The sequence below is a fragment of the Anoxybacillus sp. B2M1 genome (assembly GCF_001634265.1).
GTDB classification, from domain to species: Bacteria; Bacillota; Bacilli; order Bacillales; family Anoxybacillaceae; genus Anoxybacteroides; species Anoxybacteroides rupiense.
The window spans coordinates 3,252,501-3,269,230 of record NZ_CP015435.1 but is presented as its reverse complement, the minus strand read 5'-3'; the positions used below and the strand labels follow the sequence as shown (position 1 = coordinate 3,269,230).

8 protein-coding genes, 14 tRNA genes and 2 rRNA genes (1 of these 24 only partly in view) are annotated in these 16,730 nt (G+C 43.4%); 3 read left to right on the top strand and 21 right to left on the bottom strand.

Translation table 11 applies throughout. The annotated features are described in order from the left end of the window. Window positions 1-19 precede the first annotated feature (19 nt). Together GFC28_RS15950 and GFC28_RS15945 are read left to right on the top strand one after the other, a co-directional pair. Window positions 20-787, top strand: coding sequence for a yteA family sporulation protein (locus GFC28_RS15950; RefSeq protein WP_044745836.1), 768 nt, complete (start codon window positions 20-22; stop codon window positions 785-787). A 338-nt stretch (window positions 788-1,125) separates the two neighbouring features. Continuing rightward, complete coding sequence (locus tag GFC28_RS15945) at window positions 1,126-1,920, top strand: TIGR00266 family protein (RefSeq protein ID WP_044745835.1); 795 nt, start codon at window positions 1,126-1,128, stop codon at window positions 1,918-1,920. 210 nt (window positions 1,921-2,130) lie between these two features. Here GFC28_RS15945 and GFC28_RS15935 read toward each other — a convergent pair whose 3' ends face one another. Genes GFC28_RS15935 through glgB form a run of 5 tightly spaced genes read right to left on the bottom strand, consistent with a single transcriptional unit; the run spans window position 2,131 to window position 10,063 of the window. Further along, a complete protein-coding gene (locus tag GFC28_RS15935; protein WP_044745833.1) occupies window positions 2,131-4,530 on the bottom strand; it encodes a glycogen/starch/alpha-glucan phosphorylase in 2,400 nt (799 codons plus the stop codon). Beyond that, window positions 4,520-5,974 carry a glycogen synthase GlgA gene (gene glgA / locus GFC28_RS15930; RefSeq protein WP_044745832.1) on the bottom strand — a complete coding sequence of 485 codons (1,455 nt, stop codon included), beginning with the start codon at window positions 5,972-5,974 and terminating at the stop codon, window positions 4,520-4,522. Before glgA ends, GFC28_RS15935 begins: the two co-directional genes overlap by 11 nt. Continuing rightward, window positions 5,971-6,999: a GlgC family sugar phosphate nucleotidyltransferase gene (locus GFC28_RS15925; protein WP_044745831.1), complete on the bottom strand. Its 1,029-nt coding sequence runs from the start codon at window positions 6,997-6,999 to the stop codon at window positions 5,971-5,973. Before GFC28_RS15925 ends, glgA begins: the two co-directional genes overlap by 4 nt. A 6-nt stretch (window positions 7,000-7,005) precedes the next feature. After that, window positions 7,006-8,169, bottom strand: coding sequence for a glucose-1-phosphate adenylyltransferase (locus GFC28_RS15920; RefSeq protein ID WP_044745830.1), 1,164 nt, complete (start codon window positions 8,167-8,169; stop codon window positions 7,006-7,008). Further along, on the bottom strand, window positions 8,120-10,063 hold the full coding sequence (gene glgB, locus GFC28_RS15915) for a 1,4-alpha-glucan branching enzyme (RefSeq protein WP_044745829.1): 1,944 nt from the start codon (window positions 10,061-10,063) through the stop codon (window positions 8,120-8,122). Before glgB ends, GFC28_RS15920 begins: the two co-directional genes overlap by 50 nt. Before the next feature lie 703 nt (window positions 10,064-10,766). On the opposite strand from glgB, the gene GFC28_RS15910 reads away from it, so the two are divergent. Then, the gene (locus tag GFC28_RS15910; RefSeq protein WP_082063802.1) at window positions 10,767-11,741 is read left to right on the top strand and encodes a cation diffusion facilitator family transporter; all 975 of its coding nucleotides are present in this window, start codon (window positions 10,767-10,769) and stop codon (window positions 11,739-11,741) included. Between the two features lie 288 nt (window positions 11,742-12,029). Here the strand turns inward: GFC28_RS15910 and GFC28_RS15905 are convergent. The 16 genes from GFC28_RS15905 to GFC28_RS15830 form a co-directional block, all read right to left on the bottom strand. Continuing rightward, window positions 12,030-12,101, bottom strand: a tRNA-Glu gene (locus GFC28_RS15905). Between the two features lie 13 nt (window positions 12,102-12,114). Next, a tRNA-Ser gene (locus tag GFC28_RS15900) sits at window positions 12,115-12,207 on the bottom strand. A 2-nt stretch (window positions 12,208-12,209) separates the two neighbouring features. Next, window positions 12,210-12,284, bottom strand: a tRNA-Asn gene (locus tag GFC28_RS15895). A gap of 267 nt (window positions 12,285-12,551) precedes the next feature. Then, a tRNA-Ile gene (locus GFC28_RS15890) sits at window positions 12,552-12,625 on the bottom strand. A 7-nt stretch (window positions 12,626-12,632) separates the two neighbouring features. Then, a tRNA-Gly gene (locus tag GFC28_RS15885) sits at window positions 12,633-12,703 on the bottom strand. Window positions 12,704-12,908: 205 nt separating this feature from the next. After that, window positions 12,909-12,984 (bottom strand) — tRNA-His (locus tag GFC28_RS15880). 19 nt (window positions 12,985-13,003) lie between these two features. Beyond that, window positions 13,004-13,076, bottom strand: a tRNA-Thr gene (locus GFC28_RS15875). A 167-nt stretch (window positions 13,077-13,243) separates the two neighbouring features. After that, window positions 13,244-13,319, bottom strand: a tRNA-Phe gene (locus tag GFC28_RS15870). 12 nt (window positions 13,320-13,331) lie between these two features. Further along, window positions 13,332-13,407: transfer RNA gene (locus tag GFC28_RS15865), tRNA-Asp, on the bottom strand. A gap of 12 nt (window positions 13,408-13,419) precedes the next feature. Then, window positions 13,420-13,496 (bottom strand) — tRNA-Met (locus tag GFC28_RS15860). Between the two features lie 37 nt (window positions 13,497-13,533). Continuing rightward, window positions 13,534-13,609, bottom strand: a tRNA-Val gene (locus tag GFC28_RS15855). Between the two features lie 6 nt (window positions 13,610-13,615). Beyond that, a tRNA-Glu gene (locus GFC28_RS15850) sits at window positions 13,616-13,687 on the bottom strand. Window positions 13,688-13,701: 14 nt separating this feature from the next. After that, a tRNA-Ser gene (locus GFC28_RS15845) sits at window positions 13,702-13,792 on the bottom strand. Window positions 13,793-13,796: 4 nt separating this feature from the next. Continuing rightward, window positions 13,797-13,871, bottom strand: a tRNA-Asn gene (locus tag GFC28_RS15840). Between the two features lie 162 nt (window positions 13,872-14,033). After that, a 5S ribosomal RNA gene (gene rrf, locus GFC28_RS15835) occupies window positions 14,034-14,150 on the bottom strand. A gap of 380 nt (window positions 14,151-14,530) precedes the next feature. Beyond that, window positions 14,531-16,730 (bottom strand): 23S ribosomal RNA (locus GFC28_RS15830) (it continues 729 nt past the right edge of the window).

Sequence of the window (16,730 nt, the reverse complement as noted above, 5' to 3'; positions counted from 1 at the left end):
GAGGAAGGGGTATTTCCTAATGTTAACCAATCAACAAATATCTGCCTTACAGGCACAGCTTCTAAAGGCAAAACAAGAGCTAGAGAATCGCCTTCATCATAATGATCATTTCGGCTTGGAAAGAAGCCATGCCCACGATTCAGTCGGCGAGTTAGCAAGCTACGACAATCATCCAGCTGATGAGGCAACAGAATTGTATGAGCGAGAAAAAGATTTGGCACTTAATGAGCATGCTGAAAGAGAATTAGCTGACATTCATCATGCGTTGGCGGCTATCGATGACGGAACCTATGGCATTTGTGAAACATGCGGAAAGCCGATTCCATATGAACGTCTGGAGGCATTGCCAACGACTACATTTTGCAAGGAGCATAGTGCAGATCAATCCGTTTCACACCAGCGTCCTCTTGAAGAAGGCGTGCTGATGCCCCCATTTGGAAAATTTGATTTTGATCATCGCGATGTTGTAGCGTATGATGCCGAAGATGCCTGGCAAGATGTAGCACAATACGGAACATCCGATACACCATCCGATCTTTGGCAGGATGTGGACCATTATAACGAAGCATACGCAGAAGCAACAGAAAACGTAGGATATGTCGAGGATTTCGAAAACTTTGCTGCTGTTGATTTATATGGTCAGCAGATGGCCGTTTACCCTACGCAGAAACATCAAAGCTTTGAACGTGTATTAGATGAAGAACAGATCATGTCAAATATCGGCGATTTACCAGCATATGAAAAGGAGCCTTATACGCTAGACGAAACTAAACCAAAAAGATCTTAAGATGAAAAAGGCCATGGATCTGCATCCTGTTATAAGCAGCACTGGCCTTTTTATTCGCACACTCAGCTCTCCATCATCCTAAAGCAAAACAGAAAAGTAGCATTTTCAAACATCCTAACCGATATAAAAAACACCTTAACATGTGGGATTTTGCAACGCCTCCCCCTAACGAAGGCAAGCCGCCCGCTCGCCTCCGACTAGCAACATTTCGTCAAGGATTGGTTCGATTTTTAAGTTATATTGATGGAAAAAACATTGGTTTGTTAGTGAAACTAAAAGGGATTTCCTTCCGTATAAAGAATAGATTCATCATAAAAAGTCATTTAGAGGTGAAAAAAATGAATGCACACGACATTGACTACACCCTGCATGGAGATGACATGCAGTTCGTAGAAATCGAATTAGATCCACAAGAAAGTGTTATTGCTGAGGCAGGCGGCATGATGATGATGGAAGATGGAATTGAAATGGAAACGATTTTTGGTGATGGAGCAAGCACCGGCAAAGGATTTCTTAGCAAGCTTGTTGGTGCCGGAAAACGTCTCTTGACCGGAGAAAGTTTGTTCATGACCGTCTTTACGAATAACGGAACAGATAAAAGACGCGTCGCCTTTGCCGCTCCTTATCCCGGAAAGATTATCCCTGTTGATTTAAGCGAGCTAGGCGGTAAAATCATTTGTCAAAAGGATTCGTTCCTTTGCGCTGCTAAAGGAGTCTCCGTCGGCATCGACTTTCAGCGAAAGCTCGGTACCGGCTTCTTTGGCGGTGAAGGGTTTATCATGCAAAAGCTGGAAGGAGATGGACTTGCCTTTTTGCATGCTGGGGGAACCATTTACAAGCGTGAGCTTCAGCCTGGGGAAAAACTGCGAATCGATACTGGCTGCTTAGTCGCTATGACAAAAGAAGTGAACTACGATATCGAGTATGTCGGCAAAATCAAAACAGCCTTTTTCAGCGGAGAGGGGTTATTTTTTGCTACGTTAAGCGGTCCGGGAACCGTTTGGGTGCAATCGCTGCCGTTCAGCCGTCTCGCTGATCGCATTATCGCTTCCGCTCCAAGCTCAGGTGGCCGATCTGTAGGCGAGGGAAGCATTCTTGGAGGCATTGGAGATTTGCTCAATGGAGACGATTAATCTCTTATGTATAAAAGAGGGCACAGATGGTTCTGTACCCTCTATACTTCATCCTGCGTCATTGGCTCTATTCCTTGTTTACCAAGCGTTTATTTTCAATCCCGACTGATGTAGTTGAACGGATGATGCGTCAAATGATTGTAGACACAATCAAGATGGACGTTGTCGACAACCTAGAGAGCACAGATGGCCCTGTGTTCTTCTTGTTCATTAGATAAGAGGATGAATGTCCCATATTTCATTTGCATATTCTTGAATGGTTCGGTCGCTTGAGAAATGGCCCGAATGAGCAATATTGATCACGCTCATTTCCATCCATTTTTCCCTATCCTGGTACACTTCGGAGATTTTTTCTTGCGTTTCGGCATAATCAGCAAAATCGCGCAGCACAAAATATTCATCATTTTGCATTAAAAGCGAATCGTAAATCGGTTCAAAATGATCGTGCGCGTCTGGAAAAAATCCATTGACTAACTGATCAACGACTTGCTTGATTCTTCGATCATGGTGATAATATTCATGAGAACGATAACCACCATTCTGATAATAATTCAAAACTTCCTCAGCCGTTAATCCGAAGATGAAAATATTCTCCTTGCCTACTTCCTCAAAAATTTCAATATTGGCTCCATCCATCGTGCCAATGGTAATGGCACCGTTCATCATAAATTTCATATTCCCTGTTCCCGAAGCTTCCTTGCTAGCTGTGGAAATCTGCTCGCTAATATCGGCTGCCGGAAAAATATCCTCTGCTAAAGATACGCGATAGTTCTCTAAAAAAATCACTTTCAGCTGTTCATTTGTTTGGGGATCATGATTTACTTTTTCCGCAAGAGAATTAATCAGCTTAATAATTCGCTTCGCATAATAATAGCCTGGCGAAGCCTTTGCCCCGAAAATAAAGGTACGAGGATAAATCGAAAAGCTCGAATCCTCTTTCAATCGATTGTAAAGGTACATAATGTGCAAAACGTTCAAAAGCTGGCGTTTATAAGCATGAAGTCGTTTAACCTGCACATCAAAAATCGAAGACTCGTCAACGGCGATGCCAGTTTGCTCGTAAATGCGTTTAGCTAAAATCGCCTTTCGCTGCTGCTTTACTTTAGCCAATGCTCGTTGAAAAGAGCGGTCTGATGCATAGGACGTTAAATCGAGCAGCGTTTCTGGCCGCTGAATCCACCGTGCTCCAATCGCTTCCGTAATTAACGAAGCAAGCTGCGGATTTGCTTTTAGCAACCAGCGGCGATGCGTAATGCCATTGGTTTTATTATTAAATTTTTGCGGAAATACTTCATAAAATTGCTTCATTTCACGTTTTTTTAAGATTTCCGAATGAAGCTTTGCCACTCCGTTTACACGATAACTTCCGACCACTGCTAAGTGGGCCATTTTAACAAGTCCATGAGCAATAATCGCCATATCCTCAATTCGTTTCCATTCACCTGGATACTTATTCCATAAACCACGACAAAAGCGCTCATTAATTTCTTCGACAATCATGTAAATGCGTGGAAGCAATGGCTGAAAAATATGAATGGGCCATTTCTCTAACGCTTCTGATAATGTTGTGTGATTCGTATAAGACACTGTGTTCGTCGTAATCTCCCATGCATCTTCCCAGCTCATTCCTTCTTCGTCCAACAACACCCTCATTAACTCTGGAATCGCTAAAACTGGATGCGTATCATTCACATGAATGGCTACATGCTTATGCAAGTTAGATAAATTCCCGTACTGACGACGATGAGCGCGAACAATGCTTCCGACACTCGCCGCTACAAGAAAATATTGCTGTTTAAGGCGTAAAATTTTCCCCTCATCGTGCGTATCATCTGGATATAGAAATTCTGAAATAGCTTCCGTTTCCCGCTTATACTGCATGATACTTTTATGTTTAGGAAAGGTTTTAGAAGGTTCGGCGCTCCAAAGGCGAAGAGTATTAACCGTTTTGGTTCCATAGCCAATCACAGGCATATCGTAGGGAACAGCTGTTACTTTTTCGCTATCTGTATGACGGAATACCAGCCTTCCTCCTTCATTTGATACCTCTACTCTTCCCCAGAAGTTCACTTCAATTGCTAAATCTTCCTTTCTCACCTCCCAAACATTCCCATGTCTCAACCATTGCTCTGGAAGCTCCACTTGATAGCCATCGACAATTTTTTGATCAAACAGCCCATGCTTATATCGTATTCCACAGCCATGTCCGGGCAAATTTAACGAAGCAAGAGAATCCAAAAAACAAGCGGCAAGGCGGCCAAGACCGCCATTTCCTAGTCCCGCATCCGCCTCGCTTTCCTCAATTTCTTCTAAATCAATGCCCAGCTCTTTTAATCCTTCTTCGACTACATCACGGATTCCAAGATTTAATAAGTTACTTCCCAAAAGACGGCCAAGCAGAAATTCAATGGATAGATAATACACCTGCTTGCTGCTTTTCGCGCGACTCCGCTCATTTGTCCGAATCCAATCCTGGCTTATATATTCGCGAACCATATTCCCTAACGTATGATATTGATCGCGCACGGTCGATTCCTCAAACCGCTTTCCATACATCATCTCAAGTCTTCTTAAAAAAACCATTTTAAACTCTTCTTTGTTAGAGAACATGACTTCCACTCCCAGCCATTAATTCGTCATAAAGCTGATTATACTTAAACGCCGACTGCGCCCAGCTGTAATCTCGGCTCATCGCTTCTTTCACAAGCTTTTCCCATATTTCTTTTTGCTTATAAAATTCAAGCGCTCGACGAATGGTATACAGCATATCATGCGCATTAAAATTTTTAAAACTAAATCCATTGCCTTCACCCGTAAACTCATTAAACGATTGGACAGTATCGTTTAATCCGCCTGTTTCTCGCACAATTGGAATCGCGCCATATCGCAATGCAATTAATTGCGCCAAGCCGCACGGCTCAAACTGGGATGGCATTAAAAATAAATCGGTGCCTGCATAGATTTGATGAGCCAGCTCTTCGTTAAATCCAATATATACTTTTACTTGATGAGGATATGTCATCGCCATTTCATGAAAGAAATGTTCGAACTCCCGATCTCCCGTTCCCAGAACAATAAACTGGACATTTTCTGCAATGATTTCATGAAATACACATTTCACTAAATCAAGTCCTTTTTGCTTCGTTAGACGGGTCACCATGGCGATAATCGGCGTATCTTCTTCGCTGCGCAAACCGAATTTTTGCCTGAGCGCTTGCTTATTAATTTCTTTGCGCGCAATCGTGAACTGATCATATGGAATCGCAATGTGCTGGTCTTTTTTTGGATTGTATATTTCATCATCAATTCCGTTTAATATGCCGAAAAGATCACGTCGGCGAGCTCGCAGAAGCCCATCGAGCTTTTCTCCGTAATATTCCGTTTGAATTTCTTCTTTGTAGGTGGGACTAACAGTCGTAATCATATCTGCAGACACAAGAGCTGCTTTCATAAAGCTGACGTTCCCATAAAACTCTAAATAATCAATCGTAAAATAGCGCTCACTGCTCAAATTAAGCAAATCCTCTAAAATGCTGCGAGGGAAAACCCCTTGAAACTGTAAATTATGAATCGTAAATACCGTGCGGATATTTCCATAAAACGAATTGTTTTTATACTCTTCCCGCAATAAAAATGGAATCATCCCTGTATGCCAATCATGGCAATGAATAATTTGCGGCTGGAAGGAAATAGCAGGAAGTGCATCTAAAACAGCTCGACAGAAATAGGAAAATCGTTCTCCGTCGTCATAATGGCCATATAAACTATCACGTTTAAAATAGTATTCGTTGTCGATAAAATAATAGACAACTCCTTCGTATTCCAGCATTTCAACTCCGCAATATTGACGGCGCCAGCCGACTCGAACAACCAGCTCCGCGACCTTTTTCATTTGCTTTTTAAATTCTTCCGAAATCATTCCATATTTAGGAAGCATCACACGGATATCTGTGCCTAATCGTTTGAGTTCTTTCGGCAACGCGCCAGCTACATCTGCCAAACCGCCCGACTTCACAAAGGGTACGCATTCTGACACAACAAACAAAATTTTCACTGATTCATCAACTCTCCTTGTACAGTTCCTTTACGAACAACAAATGGATGCTGCTCCGAACCTACGATCTTAACGCCATTTTCAACCTTCACATCTTTATCCACAATAACAGAATTCAGCTCGCATTGTTCACCTATATGGCTTTTTTGCATAATAATACTGTTTTTAACAACCGTCCCCTTTTCTATTTTTACTGCTCGAAAAATAATGCTGTTTTCAACATGTCCTTCGATCATGCATCCATTAGCCACTATTGAATTTTTGACAACAGCATTTTCTGTATATTTAGTAGGCGGCGCATCCTTCACTTTTGTATAAATAGGACGCGATTTAACAAATAGCTGATTCCAAATGGTTGGATTAAGCAGCTCTAAGCTATGACGAAAATAGCTTTCGATAGAGTCAATGACAGCCACATATCCATAATGCTCATAATCACATATTTTCAATTGATGAAGATGATCGTGGACAACATCGATGATGCTATTGTAGCCTGTATGAATTCGGTTCGCAATTAAATCCAGAAGGAGAGAGGTTTCTAACACGAACATTCCAAGCGAACGGCCTTGATGACGTATTTCTGTAATATCGCACTGATTATCGATATGACGCTTTAACACAGCCTCATAGTCAATATTGCAAACGGTATAGCTATTGCAAATGAGCGCATACTTTTGTTTGCTGCGTAAAAAGTAGTCAATATGCTGTTCAAAATGTTGAAAAGCCCCTAAATGATGAGCCGGAATATTTAAATCTGAGGAAGGAAAGAAAAAGAGCCCATCTCGTTTTCGACTCAAATCCCAATTTTTCCCTGAACCTAAATGATCCATCAATGATCGATAGTGATACTTTGGGAAAATAGCGATGCTTTGCATACCTGAGTTCACCATGTTTGATAGGACAAAATCTATTAAGCGGTATCTTCCTGCAAATGGAATTGCTGCAATGGAACGATGCAGCGTCAGCTCATATAGCGACTCCATATACCTTGTGTCATCTATTACCCCTAACATCGTTTTATTCATCGCTGTTCATCCTTTCTCAACGATTTCTGCGCTCTGTGCCTGCAACCATTCTTGTGTAACAAGAAAAATCTCATCATCAAATGCAGACGGGCGAATGACCATTCCCGGCGGGATCTCGAGCTCTGACGGTACAATAGCTCTTTCAATATAGGCATTTTCACCAATCACTACATCCGGCATAATGACACAGTCTCTCACAATCGCTCCCTTTTGAACATAAACTCCCTGAAAAACAACGGAATGGTCAATGGTTCCCTCAATAATGCATCCTTCATTCACCAGCGAGTTAATCACTATTGCATCTGGAGAGATATACTGAGGAGGTTGATTTGGATTAACGGAATAGATCTTCCATGATTGATCAAACAAATTTAATTCACATTCTGGATCTAATAAATCCATATTTGCCTCCCACAGGCTTTTCACTGTTCCGACATCCTTCCAATATCCTTTAAATGGATAAGCCATAAGCTGTTTCTTTTCTTTCAATAATAGCGGAATCACATCTTTACCAAAGTCATGACTTGAACTCGGATTTTCATTGTCGATTTGCAAGTATTCCTTTAAAACACTCCAATTAAAAATATAAATTCCCATAGAAGCGAGGTTGTTTTTTGGGGCAGACGGTTTTTCTTCAAACTCTACAATCCGCATTTCTTTGTCTGTGTTCATGATACCAAATCGACTCGCTTCGGCCCAAGGCACTTCAATAACAGAAATCGTCACATCCGCATTTTTGGCGATATGATAATCCAGCATTTTGGCGTAATTCATCTTATAAATGTGGTCACCTGAAAGAATCAATACATATTCCGGATCATACTGCTCAATATAGTTCATGTTTTGATAAATGGCGTGCGCTGTTCCTTCATACCATTTTACCCCAGATGATTCAGAATACGGGGGTAAAACGGTCACTCCTCCATTTCTTCGATCTAAATCCCAAGCGCTGCCAATACCAATATATGAGTGTAGAAGAAGCGGCTGATATTGAGTCAATATTCCTACCGTATCAATACCGGAATTGGAGCAGTTGCTTAGCGTAAAATCAATGATTCGATATTTTCCTCCAAACGGAACGGCTGGTTTGGCTAGCTGTTTGGTCAATGAATTTAATCGACTACCTTGTCCGCCGGCCAACAACATGGCGACGCATCTTTTCTTCACCATCTATACTTCTCTCCCCTCGTTTTTTCATTGGGCGCAACACAGAAATTCCAAAAGGTGGGATAGTCATTTCGATGTGGTATGGCTTTCCATGAAACGGCTCTTCGAGAGCAGTCATCGGTTTTTTATTAATATAACCACATCCTCCATATAGGGAAGCGTCGCTGTTAAAAGCTTCCTTATACGTGGCGAGCAGCGGAACGCCTACCTTGTAATCATGGTATGCCGTTCCAGTAAAGTTACAAACGACAACTAATATATCATTCTCTTTGTTGCTTTTTCGAACAAACGAAAAGATGCTCTGTTCAGCGTTATGCACATCAATCCATTCGAACCCTTCTGGCGAATGATCCAGTTCATAAAGAGGCTTATGACGTTTGTAAAACTTTATTAAGTCTTTCACATACACACTCATTTTTCTATGCATCTCAAAATCAAATAACATCCAATCAAGTTGTTCCAAATCTTTCCATTCATCAAATTGGCCGAATTCCCCTCCCATAAACAATAATTTTTTTCCAGGATGAGTAACTAAATACCCATATAATAATCGCAGTTGCGCAAATTTCTGCTCATATTCGCCAGGCATTTTATTTAATAATGATTTTTTTCCGTGCACTACCTCATCATGGGAAAAGGGCAAAATAAAATTTTCTGAGTATGCGTATACCAAGGAAAAAGTAACTTTATTATGCAGATATTTACGATGTTCGGGAGCCGCCTCCATATAGGTCAGAATGTCGTTCATCCAGCCCATATTCCATTTATAATTAAACCCTAAGCCTCCTTCATAAGTCGGCGCAGTCACCTTCGGCCAATCTGTAGAATCTTCAGCAATCATTAACAATGAAGGATCATAGGAAAAGACAGCTTCATTTAGTTTCTGCAAAAATTCCACGGCGTAGGGGTTTTTATGAAGGACATGACTGTTGGGCCAATAAAGCATATTAGCTACTGCATCAACGCGAAAGCCGTCAATATGGAAATATTCCATCCAAAATAATGCATTCGAGATGAGAAAGCTTCGAACCTCAGGCTTCCCTAGATCAAAATTGGCTGTCCCCCACACCGGATTCTCACGATCCTGTATATTGACATATTCATATGTCGGGGCTCCATCAAACATGTATAGGCCATGTGCATCTTTACAAAAATGACCAGGGACCCAGTCTAAAATCACTCCTATTCCAGCTTGATGGCACTGATCAATAAAAAACATGAAATCATGTGGAGTTCCATAGCGGCTTGTAGCGGAATAATATCCTGTTCCTTGATATCCCCATGAGCGATCGAGCGGATGCTCAATTAAGGGAAGCAGTTCAATGTGAGTAAACCCATTTTGCACTACATAAGGGATTAGTTCTTCTGCTAGCTCTTGATAGGAGTAAAAGCTTCCATCTTCCTTCTTTTTCCACGAACCTAAATGAACTTCATAAATGAATAACGGTTGATCGTAAGCTGGTTTGCGGCGTTTCTTTCGCTGCCACGCTTTATCATTCCAATGATATCCATCTAATGAATATACAATAGAGGCCGTACGAGGACGAAGTTCGGAATAAAATGCATATGGATCAGCTTTAAGGAGTACTTGCTCATTTTCCGTAAAAATTTCATATTTATATAAGTGTCCCTCTAAATTTTCAGGGATAAATATGGTCCATACGCCTTGATCGTTTATTTTGGTAAGCGGGTGATCTTTCCCGTTCCAGTTGTTAAAGCTCCCTACAAGTCGCACAGCACGCGCATGAGGAGCCCATACACTAAATCTTGTTCCAATCACCCCTTCATTTCTTACGATATGAGCGCCAAGCATTTTATAGCTTTTATATAAGCTTCCTTCATGAAACAAATGAACCTCAAAATCTGTCGGATTTGTTGCTATCAACGAGCATCTCATCCTTTCACTATAATTTTTTTATTTTGCCAATATTTCATTACGATCCTATTGCTCCATGTTAAATGGAATATGAAGCAGTTTGTTTTTTTCTTCTGAGCCAACATCTTCTTTTTTCCATTGTCCAACGCCATACACTGCTTCATTTATTGGCTTATCCATATTTAATTAGATTCGACATTGATTTATAAATTCCTTGATAAAATGTGTTTATATTTTGTGACAATTATCACCAGGAAATTTCATACAAAAAGAGGATGAAGAATTTCTCTTTGGCCTCTGCTTTTCCTTTTTCGATCATTGGATGCACAAACAATATTATTTTTCAGGCTAAACCATTAGATTCACGAACAATTTGTTGCTTTGCCACGCGTTTATGTGATGAAAGATAGGCTACAAACCTCTGTGCACACATCCGTCATATTCTTTTCTAGAGTCGCTTTGCTCAATCTTCAAGCTATATTTATTATGATTGACTGATAAACATTCCCTTATCTCGCGCAATTTCCAGCTATATGCCCTCTCTCTTATAGGATGGACACAATAAGGCATTTGCCACTCTCGGAGAACAAGCGGCTATATTATGAAAGATTAAGATAAGAAGCTTTCAAAAATGGTACAAAGCTATGATTTGCAAATTGCTTGTTTACGGCATATAATTTATAATAAATATCTAATGATAATTATTATAAAAAAGAGGTGTGCTATGAGTTACTCTGACTATCATCACCTGCCTCATGTCAAAGAACAAAACAAATCAAAACGAACATTATGGATTACCCTTTCCCTCACGCTGTTTTTTGCCCTTGTTGAAGTCATTGGCGGAGTTTTATCTAATTCGCTTGCACTTCTTTCTGATTCAGCACATATGGCCTCAGATGTGCTGGCGCTCATTTTGAGTATGGTTGCTCTGTATCTCGCATCGCGGCAGCCTAATAAAACATTTACGTTTGGATATTTGCGATTTGAGATTATTGCTTCCTTTTTAAACGGATTGACACTTGCAATGATTGCTATTGGCATCTTTATCGAAGGAATTCGACGGTTCATTCATCCTGAGCCTGTTCATTTTCAGCTGATGCTTACAATTGCTACAATTGGGCTGATCGTTAATCTTATCTTAACAATCGTCCTTAGCAGAAGCACAAAAGAAGAGGAAAATTTAAATGTGAAAAGCGCTTTATGGCATTTTATCGGCGATCTTTTGAGTTCAATCGGAGTTATCGCTTCAGCTATTATCATCTATTTCACGGAATTTGCCTTAATAGATCCATTGATTAGTATGATTATAGGAGGAATTATTTTTACAGGAGGAGCAAAAATCATCCGCGAATCGTACTTTATTCTTATGGATTCTGTTCCATCGCAGTTTGATCTTGAACAAATACGCTCTGACATTAGCGGTATTAAAGGGGTAGAAGATGTACATGACATGCACATTTGGGCGATTTCTTCCGACCATTATTCCTTAACTGCTCACGTATTTATCAATGAACACATTCAGCCATTCTGTGTTATTTTAGCCATTAATGAAATGCTGGAAAGGAAATATGGAATTAAACATTCCACGATTCAAATTGAACATGCTTACTTTCATGATCATGGAGAGTACGGAGAAAAATTCCTTCGGCAAAAAAACAAAGCATCAAAAAAGCCGAGTAGCCCTAACCAATCATTTTGAGTTTAGGGAATATGAACATGAGTAGAAAAATTATGCCGACCTATCTGTTTTTATGGTCGGCCTTTCTTTGTATTTATTATTCATTTACATTTGACATTTTGTCAAGTTAAAAATTCGGAATAATCAAAAACAGAAATGCACAATATTATATAGATCAAGTTTTTTTATAAATTTTTTCTCTAAAATAATTGGAAGGACGAATATTTTTGAGGCGTATGATGTAGTTTATCATGTTAACTTTATAGTAAAGTAAAAACCCTATGCTCTCGTGCATAGGGTTTTTACTTATGACCCGTACGGGATTCGAACCCGTGTTACCGCCGTGAAAGGGCGGTGTCTTAACCACTTGACCAACGGGCCTTGCATTCAGCAGTGGCGGAGAAGGCGGGATTTGAACCCGCGCGCCGCAAAAACGCGACCTAACGGTTTAGCAAACCGTCCCCTTCAGCCACTTGGGTACTTCTCCAATGGCTCCGCAAGTAGGATTCGAACCTACGACCTACCGGTTAACAGCCGGTTGCTCTACCGCTGAGCTATTGCGGAATAGTGGATAAACACAAAAACTAACGAATCATTATTCGTATTTTTCTACTGCCTCTTCCTCTTCAAGACATTCGAAGAAGTACAATGCGTCGAGGCAACTCGCTGTTTGCTCAGAGAGGAAATGCTCGTCGCTGAGCGATTGCGGAATAGTAGATGAAAACAAAAGCTAACTGACCAATGTTATAGAAGAAATTCACAGAACACCTATAGATGGGCAACACATGTCACCAAACTTTATGCAAAGAAAACGCTTTACAAAAAGAAAGATGGGCCTAAGTGGACTTGAACCACCGACCTCACGCTTATCAGGCGTGCGCTCTAACCAGCTGAGCTATAGGCCCGTATACAAGCGGGTGATGGGAATCGAACCCACGACATCAGCTTGGAAGGCTGAGGTTTTACCACTAAACTACACCCGCATAATTATCAAATTTTTTATTACAAATTTCTAGTGTCCCGATATACCATGCCTCTTCCTCTACCAGTTCATTCTAAGATGCTTTGTGCGTCGAGGCAACTCGTCGCCTATTCAATGATGTATCGCTCGTGGCTGAGGTTTTACCATTAAACTACATCCGCGCGATTATCAAATCTTTTATCACAAATGTCTTGGGATAATATGTATGGGGCGACTAGTGGGAATCGAACCCACGAATGCCAGAGCCACAATCTGGTGCGTTAACCACTTCGCCATAGCCGCCATTACTTTAATAAATCGATGCCGGCTGCAGGACTTGAACCCGCAACCTACTGATTACAAGTCAGTTGCTCTACCAATTGAGCTAAGCCGGCTTTATCTATAGAACTAACCATAAAACACATGTTCTGTGCCTCTTCCTCTTCAAGACATTTCAAGATGTCCAATGCGTCGAGGCAACTCGCAGTCATTTCACCGATGCTTCGCTCGTCTCTACCAATTGAGCTAAGCCGGCATTCATAGATGCATTGGATAAAATAAATGGTGGCTCGGGACGGAATCGAACCGCCGACACAAGGATTTTCAGTCCTTTGCTCTACCGACTGAGCTACCGAGCCATACATATTCTATGGCGGTCCCGACGGGACTCGAACCCGCGATCTCCTGCGTGACAGGCAGGCATGTTAACCACTACACTACGGGACCAACCGTTTTATTTGGTTGCGGGGGCAGGATTTGAACCTGCGACCTTCGGGTTATGAGCCCGACGAGCTACCAGGCTGCTCCACCCCGCGATGACAAAATTATATTTTTTTCAATCAATAGTATGTATGGTGGAGGATGACGGGATCGAACCGCCGACCCCTTGCTTGTAAGGCAAGTGCTCTCCCAGCTGAGCTAATCCTCCCAAAAGTGACCCGTACGGGATTCGAACCCGTGTTACCGCCGTGAAAGGGCGGTGTCTTAACCACTTGACCAACGGGCCATTACATGAAATAGTGGCGGAGAGCAAGGGATTCGAACCCTTGAGACGCTGTTAACGTCTACACGATTTCCAATCGTGCTCCTTCGACCACTCGGACAGCTCTCCAAAATGGCTCCGCAAGTAGGATTCGAACCTACGACCTACCGGTTAACAGCCGGTTGCTCTACCGCTGAGCTATTGCGGAATAGTAGATAAACACAAAAACTAACGAATCATTATTTGTATTTTTCTACTGCCTCTTCCTCTTCAAGACATTCGAAGAAGCACAATGCGTCGAGGCAACTCGCTGTTTGCTCAGAGAGGAAATGCTCGTCGCTGAGCGATTGCGGAATATGTTTAATATAAAGCCTAGCAACGTCCTACTCTTGCAGGGGCGTTAGCCCCAACTACCATCGGCGCTGGAGAGCTTAACTTCCGTGTTCGGGATGAGAACGGGTGTGACCTCTCCGCCATCGCCACTAGGCTTGTTATTTCAAACAGACAAGTATTATTATAACGAGCATTTCGCCCATGTCAAGAACTTTTTGGTTCCTTCAAAACTAGATAACAGATCAGAAAGGATAGGCGATGCTTTTCTTGATGTCTTGCTCCACTTTTCGTATTGTCTAGTTCCAGCTCGCAGCGCCTCGTGGAAAATCACCTTCCTCCATCGACATGCAAGCATGTCTCGTCGGAAGAACATTTTCCTTCCGGCGCTAAGCGCTCGCTTCCACTTTTCGTATTGTCTAGTTCCGCAAGCTGCATCCTACGGTCGTTTCCGCTTCTTCTGTCCAAGTCTCCTGACTTGTCCGTCAGAAGCTTGAACGCCCTATGGATGCAAGCGAGCTTGCTCCCCTTTTCGTATTGGTTAAGTCCTCGATCGATTAGTATCCGTCAGCTGCACGTGTCGCCACGCTTCCACCTCGGACCTATCTACCTCGTCATCTTCGAGGGATCTTACTTGCTTATGCAATGGGAAATCTCATCTTGAGGGGGGCTTCACGCTTAGATGCTTTCAGCGCTTATCCCTTCCGCACATAGCTACCCAGCGGTGCCCTTGGCAGGACAACTGGTACACCAGCGGTGCGTCCATCCCGGTCCTCTCGTACTAAGGACAGCTCCTCTCAAATTTCCTGCGCCCGCGACGGATAGGGACCGAACTGTCTCACGACGTTCTGAACCCAGCTCGCGTACCGCTTTAATGGGCGAACAGCCCAACCCTTGGGACCGACTACAGCCCCAGGATGCGATGAGCCGACATCGAGGTGCCAAACCTCCCCGTCGATGTGGACTCTTGGGGGAGATAAGCCTGTTATCCCCGGGGTAGCTTTTATCCGTTGAGCGATGGCCCTTCCATGCGGAACCACCGGATCACTAAGCCCGACTTTCGTCCCTGCTCGACTTGTAGGTCTCGCAGTCAAGCTCCCTTCTGCCTTTACACTCTACGAATGATTTCCAACCATTCTGAGGGAACCTTTGGGCGCCTCCGTTACTCTTTGGGAGGCGACCGCCCCAGTCAAACTGCCCACCTGACACGGTCTCCCACCCCGATCAGGGGTGCGGGTTAGAACTTCAGTACGACAAGGGTGGTATCCCAAGGGCGACTCCGCCAAGACTGGCGTCCTGGCTTCTCTGTCTCCCACCTATCCTGTACATGACGTACCAAAATTCAATATCAGGCTGCAGTAAAGCTCCACGGGGTCTTTCCGTCCTGTCGCGGGTAACCTGCATCTTCACAGGTACTATAATTTCACCGGGTCTCTCGTTGAGACAGTGCCCAAGTCGTTACACCTTTCGTGCGGGTCGGAACTTACCCGACAAGGAATTTCGCTACCTTAGGACCGTTATAGTTACGGCCGCCGTTTACTGGGGCTTCGGTTCGCACCTTCGCTTTGAGCTAAGCGCTCCCCTTAACCTTCCAGCACCGGGCAGGTGTCAGCCCCTATACTTCGCCTTTCGGCTTCGCAGAGACCTGTGTTTTTGTTAAACAGTCGCTTGGGCCTTTTCACTGCGGCTCTCTCGGGCTCAACACCCAAGAGAGCACCCCTTCTCCCGAAGTTACGGGGTCATTTTGCCGAGTTCCTTAACGAGAGTTCTCCCGCGCACCTTAGGATTCTCTCCTCGCCTACCTGTGTCGGTTTGCGGTACGGGCACCTCTCACCTCGCTAGAGGCTTTTCTTGGCAGTGGAGGATCAGGGACTTCGGTACTTGGATTCCCTCGCCATCACGGCTTAGCCTGGACGCCAGACGGATTTGCCTATCTGGCAGCCTAACCGCTTGGACAGGCTATTCCAGCAGCCTGCTCACCCTACCTTCCTGCGTCCCCCCATTGCTCAAACGGTGAGGAGGTGGTACAGGAATCTCTACCTGTTGTCCATCGCCTACGCCTTTCGGCCTCGGCTTAGGTCCCGACTAACCCTGAGCGGACGAGCCTTCCTCAGGAAACCTTAGGCTTTCGGTGCAGAGGATTCTCACCTCTGTTTTCGCTACTCATACCGGCATTCTCACTTCTAAGCGCTCCACCCGTCCTTCCGGTCTGGCTTCGACGCCCTTAGAACGCTCCCCTACCGATGACGCAAGTCATCCCACAGCTTCGGTGATACGTTTAGCCCCGGTACATTTTCGGCGCAGAGTCACTCGACCAGTGAGCTATTACGCACTCTTTAAATGGTGGCTGCTTCTAAGCCAACATCCTGGTTGTCTAAGCAACTCCACATCCTTTTCCACTTAACGTATACTTTGGGACCTTAGCTGGTGATCTGGGCTGTTTCCCTTTTGACCACGGATCTTATCACTCGTAGTCTGACTCCCAAGGATAAGTCATTGGCATTCGGAGTTTGACTGAGTTCGGTAACCCGATGAGGGCCCCTAGCCCAATCAGTGCTCTACCTCCAAGACTCTTCCCTTGAGGCTAGCCCTAAAGCTATTTCGGGGAGAACCAGCTATCTCCAAGTTCGATTGGCATTTCACCCCTACCCACACCTCATCCCCGCACTTTTCAACGTGCGTGGGTTCGGGCCTCCAGTAGGTGTTACCCTACCTTCACCCTGGACATGGGTAGATC